The sequence below is a fragment of the Streptomyces monashensis genome (assembly GCF_001866665.1).
In the GTDB taxonomy this organism is placed as follows: Bacteria; Actinomycetota; Actinomycetes; order Streptomycetales; family Streptomycetaceae; genus Streptomyces; species Streptomyces monashensis.
This window is the reverse complement of the sequence record NZ_MLYO01000174.1, coordinates 1-12,565: the sequence shown is the minus strand read 5'-3', so window position 1 is coordinate 12,565 and position 12,565 is coordinate 1. Positions and strand designations below refer to the sequence as shown.

Sequence of the window (12,565 nt, the reverse complement as noted above, 5' to 3'; positions counted from 1 at the left end):
CCGCGCTTCCTAAAACACGGCCTAGTACTCGTGGCTGTCGAGGCCGCCGGAGTCGGAGCGTGGGACAGGCTGCTGAACACTGGCGGCTGGGATGTCGGCCTGCATCCCCCGCCGCACTGGGCGTCGAGGGCGTCGGCCGGATACGCGCCGTCGGCCCCGGTGTCCAGGGGATCTCCATCGGTGACCGTGTGGTGGCGCATGAGGCGCCGCTTCCGGGCGGCAGCGGCTTCTGGGCCGAGCAGGTCCTTGTCACCGCCGCCCACACGGCTCCCGTACCCAGTGGGCTAGAACCCGTCGCGACGGCCGCGCTCCCCGTCAATGGCCTCACCGCACTGTAGGCCCTGGAGGCACTGGGGCTCATCACGGGGCGACGCCTCCTGATCACCAACGGGGGCGGCAACACCGGCTCCCTGGCCATCCAGCTGGCGGCGGCCGCCGGCGTGGAGGTGACGGCAACAGCCTCGCCGTCCGGCGCCGGTGTACTGCACGGTGATGCTGGCTTCGGTGCCGAGGTCGGTGGTGGTGATGGTGAGGTCCCCGGTGATGACGCCGACTTCGATGGTCATGGCGCCGCCCGGCCCGGCGTTCATGATCAAGCTCACCCACTCGGACAGCCTTCCGAAGAACGTGATGGGCCACAACCTGGTCATCGCCAAGACCGCCGACATGCAGGCCATCGCCACCGACGGCATGAGCCAGGGCCTCGACAAGGACTACCTGAAGACCGATGACGTGCGGATCATCGCCTACACCAGGATGATCGGAGCTTCCGAGAAAGAGATCGAGGTCAAGTTCGATCCCTCGGCCCTGGAAGCCGGCGGGGACTACTCCTTCTTCTGCACCTTCCTCGGTCACATCTCGATGATGAAAGGCAAGGTCATCGTCAAGTGACCACCAGGACCAGTGACGAAGCCAGAAGAGGACGGTCCCGAATATCGCGCGCTGGGAATGACGCTCCCCGCCAGTCAGCGCCTCCGCCTGGACGGCCAAGGAACGCGAGGCCTACGCCAACGACCTCGACGCCCCCCGCGCGCTCATCGCGGTCTCCGCGGCCTCCAACCGATCCAAGGCCGATGGCGTTTGAGGGAACAGCCGCTTCGGGGGAGTTGTAGGAACCCTCCAAACTGATCCACTGGCCCTTGCGTCTCACACATGACTCTCACCAAACCGGCGGCGGGATGCGGACTTTGGGCCTCTGACCTGGTCCTCCGCGCTCTCTGTGGACCCTGCGTACTGGGGTGGTGATGTTACATACCCCACACGGTGAACCGTCTCCGTTGTGCAAACTCTCCTTGGCCCCGAGCGGTCCCGTAGGACAGGATCGGACCTCATGGACCTGCTGAACACGCTGGTGGACAAGGGGCTTCGGCGCGAGCTGCCGACCCGCGAGGAAGCGCTCGCCGTGCTGGCCACCTCCGACGACGACCTGCTCGATGTGGTGGCCGCGGCCGGGAAGGTGCGCCGGCACTGGTTCGGGCGCCGGGTGAAACTCAACTATCTGGTGAACCTCAAGTCGGGCCTGTGCCCGGAGGACTGCTCCTACTGCTCCCAGCGGCTCGGCTCGGACACCGGCATCCTGAAGTACACCTGGCTGAAGCCCGACGAGGCCTCCCAGGCCGCGGCGGCCGGGCTGGCCGGCGGTGCCAAGCGGGTCTGTCTGGTCGCGTCGGGCCGTGGTCCGACCGACCGTGACGTGGACCGGGTCGCGGGCACGATCAAGGCGATCAAGGAGCAGAACGAGGGCGTCGAGGTGTGCGCCTGCCTCGGGCTGCTCTCCGACGGCCAGGCCGAGCGGCTGCGCGAGGCGGGCGCGGACGCCTACAACCACAACCTCAACACGTCCGAGGGCACGTACGCGGACATCACCACCACCCACACCTACGCCGACCGGGTGGACACGGTGAACAAGGCGCACGCGGCCGGCCTGTCCGCCTGTTCCGGGCTCATCGCGGGCATGGGCGAGAGCGACGAGGACCTCGTCGACGTGGTCTTCTCGCTGCGCGCGCTGGACCCGGACTCGGTCCCGGTCAACTTCCTGATCCCGGTCGAGGGCACCCCGCTGGCCAAGGAGTGGAACCTCACCCCGCAGCGCTGCCTCCGGATCCTCGCGATGGTGCGCTTCGTGTGCCCGGACGTCGAGGTGCGCATCGCGGGCGGCCGTGAGGTCCACCTGCGCACGATGCAGCCCCTCGCGCTGAACCTGGCCAACTCCATCTTCCTCGGCGACTACCTCACCACCGAGGGCCAGGCCGGCAAGGCCGACCTGGAGATGATCGCGGACGCCGGGTTCGAGGTGGAGGGCACCGGCGAGGTGACCCTGCCCGAGCACCGGGCGACGGCGGCCGCGGGCGGCTGCGGCTCGCACGAGAGCGCCGGCTGCGGTTCGCACGAGGACGCCGGGTGCGGGTCGGTCTGCGGCTCGCACGAGAGCTCGGCGGCGAACGAGCCGCGCACCGACCTCGTCGCCGTACGCCGCCGAGGTGCCGGAACGGACCTCGCGCCCAATGCCTGAGCTGGGCGTGCCCGAGCTGCTGGAGCTGGACCGGCGGCACGTGTGGCATCCGTACGGACCGATGCCGGGGCGTGTCGAGCCGCTCGTCGTGGAGTCGGCGAGCGGGGTCCGGCTGCGGCTGGCGGACGGCTCGGGCGAGTTGGTGGACGGCATGTCGTCCTGGTGGTCGGCGATCCACGGCTACGCCCACCCGGTGCTCGACGAGGCGGCGCGGCAACAGCTCGGCCGGATGAGCCATGTGATGTTCGGCGGGCTCACGCACGAGCCCGCCGTACGTCTCGCGAAGCTCCTCGTCGACATGTCGCCCGACGGTCTGGAGCACGTCTTCCTCGCCGACTCCGGCTCGGTGTCGGTCGAGGTCGCCGTGAAGATGTGCCTCCAGTACTGGCGTTCCCTCGGCCGCCCCGGCAAGCAGCGCCTGCTGACGTGGCGCGGCGGCTATCACGGTGACACCTGGAACCCGATGTCGGTGTGCGACCCCGAGGGCGGGATGCACCAGCTGTGGTCCGGGGTGCTGCCGCGCCAGGTGTTCGCGGACGCGCCGCCGGCGCGGTACGAGGAGTCGTACGCGGAGCGGTTGCGCGAGCTGGTCGCGCGCCACGCGGACGAGCTGGCCGCGGTGATCGTGGAGCCGGTGGTGCAGGGCGCGGGCGGGATGCGCTTCCACTCCCCCGCCTATCTGCGGGTGCTGCGCGAGGCGTGCGACGCGCACGACGTGCTACTGGTGTTCGACGAGATCGCCACCGGATTCGGCCGGACCGGCGCGCTGTTCGCGGCGGACCACGCGGCCGTCACCCCGGATGTGATGTGCGTGGGCAAGGCGCTGACCGGCGGCTATCTGACGATGGCGGCGACGCTGTGCACCGCGCGGGTCGCCGACGGCATCTCGCGGGGCGAGGTGCCGGTGCTCGCGCACGGCCCGACGTTCATGGGCAACCCGCTCGCGGCGGCCGTGGCCTGCGCCTCCGTCGAACTGCTGCTGGGCCAGGACTGGCGGTCCGAGGTCAAGCGGATCGAGACGGGCCTGCGGGACGGGCTGGCGCCGGCCGCGGAACTGCCGGGTGTGCAGGACGTCCGGGTGCTCGGTGCCATCGGGGTGGTCCAGCTCGATCACGAGGTGGACATGCGGGCCGCCACGGACGCCGCGGTGCGCGAGGGCGTGTGGCTGCGCCCGTTCCGCGACCTGGTCTACACGATGCCGCCGTACGTCACCTCGGACGAGGACGTGGCGCGGATCGCGCGCGCGGTGTGCGCCGCGGCGCGGGAGGGTTGAGATGCCGGTACTGGTGATCACGGGGACGGGCACGGAGGTCGGCAAGACCGTCACGACCGCCGCCGTCGCCGCCGCGGCGCTCGCGGCGGGGCGTTCGGTGGCCGTGCTGAAGGCCGCGCAGACGGGCGTACGGCCAAACGAGCGCGGGGACGCCGACGAGGTCGCGCGGCTCGCGGGGCCGCTGACGGCGGCCGAAACGGCCCGTTTCCCCGAACCGTTGGCGCCGGGTACGGCGGCCCGGCGGGCCGGGATGGCGCCGGTGCACCCGCGGGAGGTGGCCGACCGGGCGGCCAAGCTGGCCACCGAGCACGATCTGGTGCTGGTCGAGGGCGCGGGCGGGCTGCTCGTCCGGTTCGACGCGGCCGGCGGCACGCTGGCGGACGTGGCCGGGCTGCTGGACGCGCCGGTGCTGGTCGTCGCCTCTCCCGGGCTCGGCACCCTGAACACCACGGAGCTTACGGCCCGCGAACTGCGGCGCCGGAAGCTGGAGTTGGCGGGCGTGGTGATCGGCAGCTGGCCGGACTCCCCCGGCCTCGCCGCCCGCTGCAACGTGAGCGACCTGTCGGAGGTCGCGGGGGCCCCGCTGCTCGGCGCGATTCCCTGCGGGGCCGGGGCGTTGGCGCCGGGTGACTTCCGGGTCGCGGCGCCGGGGTGGCTGGCGCCACGGCTGGACGGGACGTGGGACGCGGAGGCGTTCCGGGTGCGGGTGGCGCCGTAGGGGTACGGCGGGGGTGCCTTCGTGGTTCCCGGGGGACAATCCCCCTGAGAACGTGCTCCGGGAGGTGCCATGCGACTGATGTCGGCCGGTTCTGCCAAGGTCGCGCCGAGCCCTGTCCACCATCCGCTGTTCGCCCGGTTCTACGCCCGCTGCAGCGTCGACGCGGAGAGGCGGCTCGGTCTCGCCGCCGTGCGGGAGCGGCTGCTCGCCGGGCTGTCCGGGCGGGTGATCGAGATCGGCGCGGGCAACGGGCTGAACTTCGCCCGCTATCCGGCCGCCGTGGCCGAGGTCGTCGCCGTCGAACCCGAGCCGCTGCTGCGCCGGTTGGCGCTGGACGCCGCGCAGCGCGCCCAGGTGCCGGTCGACGTGGTGCCGGGCGCGGCGGAGGCGCTGCCGGTCAAGAGCGAGGCGTACGACGCGGCGGTGCTGTCGCTGGTGCTGTGCAGCGTGCGGGACGTGGCGCGGGCGCTCGCCGAGGTACGGCGGGTGCTGCGGCCCGGCGGTGAGGTGCGCTTCCTCGAGCACGGGCGGGGCGGCGGCCGGATGATGACGATGACCCAGCGGACCTTGGACCGCACCGTGTGGCCCGTGCTGTTCGGCGGCTGTCACGTCGCCCGCGAGCCGGTCGCGGAGCTGCGCGGGGCCGGATTCGAACTCGGCCCGTACCGGCGGCTGTTGCTGCCGGAGCAGGGCCCGAAGCTGCCGACCTCGTACGGCGTGCTGGGCGTCGCCTGGCGCCCGAGGGAGCCGGAGCCCCGCTGAGCAGCCCCGGCCCCCGCCGCACGGCGTGCGTCAGATGCTCCAGCGCCGCAGCTCCCGCGCGATGGCGTCCACGTCGGCCGCGCCGTCCTTCACCAGCCGGGCCAGGTCGCGCACCTGCTCGGCGGAGGTGACGACCTTGACGCCGCTGGCGACCAGGTAGGCGTAGGCGACCGCGGAGGCGAACAGCGCGTTGGAGCGCTCCAGCGCCGGTACGTGGATCAGCAGCTGGAGGAGGGCGGCGGCGCGGGCATGCGGGTCGTCGTAGACGGGCACGCCGAATATCTCGGCGCGGTGCCGGGCGACGGCGGCGATCAGCGCTCCCCAGTCGGTGACCTGCGGGTCCCCGGGTGTGCGCTGTTCGGCGAGCATGAGCAGCCAGGCGAGGTCGATGCTGAGCTCGTTCAAGGGATCAGCGGCCGTCCCCGGCGGCACCACCGGTGCCTCGGGTCTCGGTGAACTCCTCGGCGAACACGGTCTCATACTGCTTCATGAAGTCGGCGGCGGCGTCCACGAACGTGCGGCCGGCTTCTCCGGTGTCCTGTCTGACCAGCTCTTCTATGTAGCGGTTGACACTGATGCCCCGGGCCAGGGCGCGTTCGCGGGCCGCGCGGGCGGTGCCTTCGTCCACGCGCACGTTCAGCTGGGTCTTCGCCATGCTTCGACGCTAGCGCTGAGGTGCTAGCAACCGCAAGGGCACACGGAATCGCCGTAACGCGCCTGCCTGTCCCCCGCGCGCGCCGTCCCTTACGCTCGCCCGGGACGGGCGTACCGGCGACCGGGAGGCGGTCTTGTCCACACCTGATGCAGTTGCCGCGCAGCACGGGCCGGGGCGCGCGCCGGACGGCGGGCTCGCGGCCCGGGCCCGCGCTCTGACCAAGGCCTACGGCTCCGGCGAGACGGCCGTGATCGCCCTGGACGCGGTGGACGTGGACATCGCGCGCGGCCGGTTCACCGCCGTGATGGGGCCCTCGGGCTCCGGCAAGTCCACGCTCATGCACTGTCTGGCGGGGCTCGACACCGTGACGGCGGGCGAGGTGTGGCTCGGCGACACCGAGATCACCGGGCTGAGGGACCGCGAGCTGACCCGGCTGCGGCGGGACCGGATCGGGTTCATGTTCCAGTCGTTCAACCTCGTTCCGACGCTCACGGCCGCCGAGAACATCACGCTGCCGATGGCCATCGCGGGCCGCAGACCCGACGGAGGATGGCTGGACCAGGTGATCGACACGCTCGGCCTGCGGGACCGGCTGGCCCACCGGCCCGCGCAGCTGTCCGGCGGTCAGCAGCAGCGCGTCGCGTGCGCGCGGGCGCTGCTGTCCCGGCCCGAGCTGGTCTTCGCCGACGAGCCGACCGGCAACCTGGACTCGCGGGCCGGCCTCGAGGTGCTGGGGTTCCTGCGCGGGGCGGTGGACGATCTCGGGCAGACGGTCGTCATGGTCACCCACGACCCCGGCGCCGCCGCCCGTGCCGATCTGGTGCTGTTCCTCGCCGACGGGCGCATCGTGGACGAGATGGCACGGCCGACGGCGGACGCCGTGCTGGAACGCATGCGTGTCTTCTCCGGAGGGAACCCCCGGTGCTGAAGGCGACCCTGAGGAGCTTCCTCGCGCACAAGGGGCGGCTCGCGCTGTCCGCGCTGGCCGTGATCCTGTCCGTGGCGTTCGTCGCGGGCAGCCTGATCTTCTCCGACACCGTCACCCGCACCTTCGACCGGCTCTTCGCCTCCACCGCCGCCGATGTGAGCGTGCAGCCGAAGCAGGACCTGAAGGCCCCGGTGCCGGGCGCCGCGGTGCAGACCCTGCCCGCGGCGCTGCGGGAGCGGGTCGCCCGGGTCCCCGGGGTCGCGGCCGTCCGCGCGGACGTCAAGGTGCAGAACATCGTGGTGATCGACCGCCACGACAGGTCCCTCGGGCCGACCACCGGCGCCCCCACCATCGCCACCGCCTGGTACGCCGGTCACCGCAGCCCGGTGGAGCTGACCTCCGGCCGCGCGCCGCGCGGTGCGGGCGAGGCGCTGCTGGACGCGGACACCGCGGACAAGAAGCACGTACGGATCGGCGACCCGCTGACCGTGCAGGCGCAGCCGGGCACGTTCCGCGTCCGGGTCGTCGGGATCGCCACGTTCACCACGACCAACCCGGGCGCGGCCCTGGTCTTCCTGGACCCGGCGGTGGCGGGCCGGGAACTGCTCGGCTCCCAGGCGCTCGCGACCAGCGTCTCGGCGGACGCGGCGAAGGGCGTCTCGGACGCCGCCCTCAAGCTGCGTGTCGGCCGGGCGGTCGGCACCGGCGGCTACGACGTGCGGACGGCCGGCGAGCAGGCCGAGTCGGCGTCGGCCGCGCTCGGCCCCTTCCTTGACGTGATCAAGTACGTGATGCTCGGCTTCGCGGGTGTCGCGTTGCTCGTCGGCGTCTTCCTGATCGTCAACACCTTCTCCATGCTGGTCGCCCAACGCACCCGTGAACTGGGCCTGTTGCGGGCGCTCGGCGCGGACCGGCGGCAGGTGCGGCGCTCGGTGCTCACCGAGGCGCTGCTGCTCGGACTGGCCGGCTCGACGCTCGGCCTCGGTGCCGGGATCGGGCTGGCGCTGGGGCTGATCCGGCTGATGAGCCTGTTCGGGATGAACCTGAAGGCCACGGAGATGGTCGTCGGCCGGGAGACACCCGTCGCGGCGTACGTCGTCGGGCTCGGCGTCACCTTCGTGGCGGCCTACCTGCCCGCCCGGCGCGCGGCGGCGGTCTCGCCGATGGCCGCGCTGGCGGACGCCGAGGTCGCCGGCGTGGGCAGGCCGCTGACGGCGCGGGCCGTCGCCGGGGCGGTGCTCGGGGCGGCCGGGGCGGCGGCGCTGGCCGGGTGCGCGGCGGCCACGAGGACCGCGCAGGCGGCCGTACTGCTGGGCGTCGGAGTCGTCCTGACCCTGATCGCGACCGTGGTCGCCGGACCACTGCTGGTACGGCCGGTGATCCGGGTGCTGGGCGCCGCCTTCCCGGCGCTGTTCGGCCCGGTCGGCCGGATGAGCCAGCGCAACGCCCTGCGCAATCCCCGCCGTACCGGCGCCACGGCCGCGGCGCTCATGGTGGGCCTGGCGCTGGTCGGCGGGATGTCGGTGGCCAGCGCGTCGATGTCGGCGTCGTTCGACCGGCAGATCGACAAGAACCTCGGCGCCGACTTCATGGTCCAGAACGCCAACTTCACCCCGTTCACCCGGCAGGTACGGGACACCGTCGCCGCCACGCACGGCGTCGGGCTCGTCGTGGCGCAGCGGCTCACCCAGGTCGCCGTACGGCTGCCGGACGGCCGCCGGGTCCAGACCTCCGCCGTCGGGTACGGCCCGGGGCTCGACGACGTCGTGCACCTCACGTACGCGCAGGGTGGCACGGCGGCCGCGCTTGCGGACGGGCACCTCGCCATGGACGCCGGCTTCGCCAGGGACCACGGGCTGCGGATCGGCAGCCCGCTCCCGGTCGAGTTCCCCGGCGGGCGGCACACCACGCTGACCGTCGGCGCGCTCACCCACCAGGACACGGCACAGGGCTTCGGCGCCCAGGGCGGCCTGTACTTCGGCCTCGCCACCTTCGCGCGGTACGTGCCGAGCGGCCAGGACTCGGTGCTGTACGTCAACGCGGCTCCCGGAACGAATCCGCAGGACCTGCGCCCCGGACTGGAACGGGCGCTGAAGCCGTTCCCTCAGGTCCAGGTGCGCGACCAGGACGACTACAAGCACCTGGTCCACGACCAGATCGCCGTGCTGCTCTACCTGGTGTACGCACTGCTCGCCCTGGCGATCGTCATCGCCGTGCTCGGTGTGGTCAACACGCTCGCCCTGTCGGTGGTGGAGCGGACGAGGGAGATCGGGCTGCTGCGCGCGATCGGGCTGGGGCGCCGGCAGCTGCGCCGGATGATCCGGCTGGAGTCGGTGGTGATCGCGGTGTTCGGGGCGGTGCTCGGGCTGGCGCTGGGGCTGGTGTGGGGCGTGTGCATGCAGCGGGTGCTGGCCCTGCGCGGGCTGCGGGAGCTGGCGATCCCCTGGACCACGATCGTCGCGGTCGTCGTCGGCGCGGCGGTGGTGGGCGTGGTGGCGGCGCTGCTGCCGGCCCTGCGGGCGTCACGGATGAACGTACTGGCGGCGATCGCCCACGAGTGAGGATCCCGCGGGCGGGCGGGCCGTCGGCGTGCGGGGATCACCGCCGGGGGCGCCCGTGCCGCTCCGGCGCCGGCCTGCGTCCGCATGGTGGAAATGGGCATGCGGGGCGGAGCGTGCGTGATCGGATGCGTCCATGACCGAGCTGCGCATACGCCCTGCCCTCGCCGACGACCTCGACGCCGTGCTCGCCTTCTGGAAGACGGCCGCCGAGGGCACCAGCATCAGCGACGACCGCTCCGGGGTGGAGCGGCTGGTCGCCCGTGACCCCGAGGCGCTGCTGCTGGCCATGGGGTCCCCCCGCGCCCGCGCGAGCGAAGCCGAGCGTGGTGGGAGGGGCGACGAGCTCGTGGGCACGGTGATCGCGGGCTTCGACGGCTGGCGCTGTCATCTGTACCGGCTCGCGGTCCATCCGGAGTGGCGCAGGCAGGGCATCGGCTCGGCGTTGCTCGCCGCCGCCGAGGAGCGTTTCGTACGGCTCGGCGGCCGACGCGCGGACGCCATGGTCCTGGTCCGCAACGAGACCGCGCACCACGCCTGGGGCGCGGCCGGCTACGGCCCCCAGGAGCAGTGGCGGCGCTGGGTGAAGCCGCTCTCCGGTCTCGCGGACTGACCCCGAGGACCAGCTTTGCCCATCCTTTACCATTGAGGGAGCACTCGGCCCTCGATGAAAGGTTGTGAGCGTCCGCCCATGGGCGAGCCTCCCCGTGCGCGACACCGCGCGTTCCGTCCTACGCTGTCCGATCCTGGGACGGGGGTGACCCGATGACCGAAGTGCTGCTCCTTCTGGTGGCGATCCTGCTGTCGTTGGCCTGCGGCGCCTTCGTGGCGGCGGAGTTCTCGCTGACCACGGTGGAGCGCGGCGAGCTGGAGCGCGCGGCGGAGCGCGGCGAACGCGGAGCGCCGGGCGCCCTCAAGGCCGTACGGAACCTCACCTTCCAGCTCTCCGGAGCCCAGCTCGGCATCACCGTGACCAACCTGGTGGTCGGCATGCTCGCCGAGCCGTCGATCGCCAGGCTGCTGGCCGGGCCGTTCCGGGCGACGGGCCTGTCGGACGACGTGGCGGGCTCGGTCGCCCTGGTGGTCGGTACGGCGCTGTCGACGGTGTTCCTGATGGTCGTCGGCGAGCTGGTGCCGAAGAACTGGGCTATCTCCTCGCCGCTGGCCGTGGCCAAGCGGGTGGGCAGTCCGCAGAGCTGGTTCAGCGCGGCCTTCCGGCCCTTCATCACGCACCTGAACGACACGGCCAACCGTGTGGTGCGCCGACTGGGCGTCGAGCCTGCCGAGGAGCTGGCCTCCGCGCGCGGCCCCCAGGAGCTCGCGGCGCTCGCCCGGCACTCCGCGAAGCAGGGCGCGCTGGAGGCGGACACCGCCGAGCTGTTCGTGCGCACCCTGAACCTGGCCGACCTCACGGCGGAGAACGTGATGACCCCGCGCGTGCAGGTCGTCGCCCTGGACACCCAGGCGACCTGCGAGGACGTGGCGAACGCGACCCGGGCCACCGGACTGTCCCGGTTCCCGGTCCACCGGGGCGGCCTGGACTCGGTCGTCGGCATCGCGCACGTGAAGGACGTCCTGGCCGTGCCCGCCGCCGAGCGGCCGCGCCGCCCGGTCTCCCAGGTGATGCGCGAGCCGCTGCTCGTCCCCGGGTCCCTGACCGTCGACCGGCTGCTCGACCGCCTCGGCGGCCGGCGCACGATGGCCGTCGTCATCGACGAGTACGGCGGCACGGCGGGCGTGGCGACGCTGGAGGACATCGTGGAGGAGGTCGTCGGCGAGGTGCGCGACGAGCACGACCCGCACGAGACGCCCGACCTCGCCCCCGCCGGCGCGGACGAGCAGGGCCGCGCCCTGTACTCGGCCGACGGGGCCGCCCGCACCGACCAGCTCGCGCGCGTGGGACTGCGCGCGCCCGAGGGGCCGTACGAGACCCTGGCCGGTCTGGTCGCGGCGCGGCTGGGCCGGATACCGCGCACCGGTGACACGGTCGAGGTCGCCGGCTGGCGGCTGGACGTGGTGGACGCCTCCGGCCACCGGGCGGCCCGGGTGCTGCTGCACGCGCCGCTGGACGACGAACAGGCCCACGGAAGCCCGGAGGGGGCGCGATGACCGCCGTACAGCTGCTGATCGGGCTGGCCACGCTCGTCGTCAACGCCTTCTTCGTGGCCGGCGAGTTCGCGCTGATCTCCGTGCGCCGCTCGCAGATCGAGCCGCTGGCCCAGGAGGGCGACCGGCGCGCGAAGAGCGTGCTGTGGGGTCTGGAGCACGTCTCGGCGCTGCTGGCCGCCGCCCAGCTCGGCATCACGCTGTGCACGCTGGTCCTCGGCGTGGTCGCCGAGCCGGCGATCGCGCATCTGCTGGAGCCGGTGTTCCACACGCTCGGGGTGCCCGTCGGCGCGGGCCACGCCGTGTCCTTCGTGATCGCGCTGACCCTGGCGACGTATCTGCACATGCTGCTCGGCGAGATGGTCCCGAAGAACGTCTCCCTCGCCGAACCGGTGCGCAGCGCGCTGCTGCTCGGCCCGCCCCTGGTCGCGCTGTCCCGGGCGCTGCGGCCGGTGATCTTCACCGTCAACGCGTTCGCGAACGGGCTGCTGAAGCTGTTGCGGGTGGACGCGAAGGACGAGGTCGCGGCGAGCTTCACCGACGCCCAGCTGGCCGAGATCGTCAAGGACGCCGGTGAAGCGGGCCTCATCGATGACCGCGCGCGCGAGCGGCTGCACGACGCCCTGGAACTGGGCAGCCGGCCGGTGCGGGACGTCGTGGTACCGCTGGAGAGGGTCGTCTACGCGCGCGTGGGCGTCACTCCGGAGGAGCTGGAGCGGCTGACGGCCGAGTCGGGCTTCTCCCGGTTCCCGGTGGTCGACGTGGGCCGGCGGATCGTGGGCTATCTGCACGTCAAGGATGCCCTGGACGCCTCGCCCCGGGACATGCCCTTCCGGCTCCGGGACATGCGCTCCATCGCGCGCGTACGGGAGAACACCCCGCTGGACGACGTCCTGACCGCGATGCGCGGCAGCCGTACGCACCTGGCCGCCGTACTCGGCGACGACGGCCGCCTGTCCGGCCTGGTGACCATGGAAGACGTCCTGCGCGAACTCCTCGGCCAACCGACCCCGGGGTGACGCCGGGCGAGTGCGGGGGGGGGCGGTGCGGGGG

The 12,565-nt window shown here is 72.8% G+C and carries 13 protein-coding genes and 1 pseudogene; 12 read left to right on the top strand and 2 right to left on the bottom strand.

Annotated features, from left to right (window positions below; genetic code table 11):
- The first annotated feature begins 59 nt into the window (after positions 1 to 59).
- The 7 genes and pseudogenes from BIV23_RS48080 (at position 60) to BIV23_RS45015 (ending at position 5,265) form a co-directional block, all read left to right on the top strand.
- Positions 60 to 338, top strand: a complete 279-nt coding sequence (locus tag BIV23_RS48080; protein WP_079173821.1) for an alcohol dehydrogenase catalytic domain-containing protein — start codon at positions 60 to 62, stop codon at positions 336 to 338.
- A 139-nt stretch (positions 339 to 477) separates the two neighbouring features.
- On the top strand, positions 478 to 891 hold the full coding sequence (gene azu / locus BIV23_RS45035; protein WP_342746422.1) for an azurin: 414 nt from the start codon (positions 478 to 480) through the stop codon (positions 889 to 891).
- 79 nt (positions 892 to 970) lie between these two features.
- A pseudogene (locus BIV23_RS53010) lies at positions 971 to 1,075 on the top strand (HNH endonuclease); the annotation flags it as partial.
- A gap of 255 nt (positions 1,076 to 1,330) precedes the next feature.
- Positions 1,331 to 2,512: a biotin synthase BioB gene (gene bioB, locus BIV23_RS45030; RefSeq protein ID WP_071386773.1), complete on the top strand. Its 1,182-nt coding sequence runs from the start codon at positions 1,331 to 1,333 to the stop codon at positions 2,510 to 2,512.
- Positions 2,505 to 3,785 (top strand): adenosylmethionine--8-amino-7-oxononanoate transaminase, encoded by a 1,281-nt coding sequence (locus BIV23_RS45025; RefSeq protein WP_071386772.1) that lies wholly within the window; start codon positions 2,505 to 2,507, stop codon positions 3,783 to 3,785. The genes bioB and BIV23_RS45025 overlap by 8 nt, the downstream gene beginning before the upstream one ends.
- Position 3,786: 1 nt before the next feature.
- Positions 3,787 to 4,503 (top strand): dethiobiotin synthase, encoded by a 717-nt coding sequence (bioD, locus tag BIV23_RS45020; RefSeq protein WP_071386771.1) that lies wholly within the window; start codon positions 3,787 to 3,789, stop codon positions 4,501 to 4,503.
- Positions 4,504 to 4,572: 69 nt separating this feature from the next.
- Entirely contained in the window at positions 4,573 to 5,265 is a 693-nt protein-coding gene (locus BIV23_RS45015; protein ID WP_071386770.1) for a class I SAM-dependent methyltransferase, read from the top strand.
- 30 nt (positions 5,266 to 5,295) lie between these two features.
- Here BIV23_RS45015 and BIV23_RS45010 read toward each other — a convergent pair whose 3' ends face one another.
- Together BIV23_RS45010 and BIV23_RS45005 are read right to left on the bottom strand one after the other, a co-directional pair.
- On the bottom strand, positions 5,296 to 5,670 hold the full coding sequence (locus BIV23_RS45010; RefSeq protein WP_071386775.1) for a fic family toxin-antitoxin system, toxin component: 375 nt from the start codon (positions 5,668 to 5,670) through the stop codon (positions 5,296 to 5,298).
- Between the two features lie 4 nt (positions 5,671 to 5,674).
- Complete coding sequence (locus tag BIV23_RS45005) at positions 5,675 to 5,920, bottom strand: toxin-antitoxin system, antitoxin component (RefSeq protein WP_071386769.1); 246 nt, start codon at positions 5,918 to 5,920, stop codon at positions 5,675 to 5,677.
- Positions 5,921 to 6,053: 133 nt separating this feature from the next.
- Between BIV23_RS45005 and BIV23_RS45000 the strand changes: the two genes are divergently transcribed.
- The 5 genes from BIV23_RS45000 (at position 6,054) to BIV23_RS44980 (ending at position 12,531) form a co-directional block, all read left to right on the top strand.
- Positions 6,054 to 6,848 (top strand): ABC transporter ATP-binding protein, encoded by a 795-nt coding sequence (locus BIV23_RS45000; protein ID WP_071386768.1) that lies wholly within the window; start codon positions 6,054 to 6,056, stop codon positions 6,846 to 6,848.
- A complete protein-coding gene (locus BIV23_RS44995; protein ID WP_071386767.1) occupies positions 6,842 to 9,409 on the top strand; it encodes an ABC transporter permease in 2,568 nt (855 codons plus the stop codon). Before BIV23_RS45000 ends, BIV23_RS44995 begins: the two co-directional genes overlap by 7 nt.
- Positions 9,410 to 9,542: 133 nt before the next feature.
- Entirely contained in the window at positions 9,543 to 10,019 is a 477-nt protein-coding gene (locus BIV23_RS44990; RefSeq protein ID WP_071386766.1) for a GNAT family N-acetyltransferase, read from the top strand.
- Positions 10,020 to 10,171: 152 nt separating this feature from the next.
- Positions 10,172 to 11,515 carry a hemolysin family protein gene (locus BIV23_RS44985; RefSeq protein ID WP_071386765.1) on the top strand — a complete coding sequence of 448 codons (1,344 nt, stop codon included), beginning with the start codon at positions 10,172 to 10,174 and terminating at the stop codon, positions 11,513 to 11,515.
- Positions 11,512 to 12,531, top strand: a complete 1,020-nt coding sequence (locus BIV23_RS44980; protein WP_071386764.1) for a hemolysin family protein — start codon at positions 11,512 to 11,514, stop codon at positions 12,529 to 12,531. Before BIV23_RS44985 ends, BIV23_RS44980 begins: the two co-directional genes overlap by 4 nt.
- The last annotated feature ends 34 nt before the right edge of the window (positions 12,532 to 12,565 follow it).

Coding starts and splice junctions, on each gene's coding strand:
- bioB (WP_071386773.1), top strand. CDS start 1,331: ATGGACCTGCTGAACACGCTGGTGGACAAGGGGCTTCGGCGCGAGCTG.
- BIV23_RS45025 (WP_071386772.1), top strand. CDS start 2,505: ATGCCTGAGCTGGGCGTGCCCGAGCTGCTGGAGCTGGACCGGCGGCAC.
- bioD (WP_071386771.1), top strand. CDS start 3,787: ATGCCGGTACTGGTGATCACGGGGACGGGCACGGAGGTCGGCAAGACC.
- BIV23_RS45015 (WP_071386770.1), top strand. CDS start 4,573: ATGCGACTGATGTCGGCCGGTTCTGCCAAGGTCGCGCCGAGCCCTGTC.
- BIV23_RS45005 (WP_071386769.1), bottom strand. CDS start 5,920: ATGGCGAAGACCCAGCTGAACGTGCGCGTGGACGAAGGCACCGCCCGC.
- BIV23_RS44990 (WP_071386766.1), top strand. CDS start 9,543: ATGACCGAGCTGCGCATACGCCCTGCCCTCGCCGACGACCTCGACGCC.
- BIV23_RS44985 (WP_071386765.1), top strand. CDS start 10,172: ATGACCGAAGTGCTGCTCCTTCTGGTGGCGATCCTGCTGTCGTTGGCC.
- BIV23_RS44980 (WP_071386764.1), top strand. CDS start 11,512: ATGACCGCCGTACAGCTGCTGATCGGGCTGGCCACGCTCGTCGTCAAC.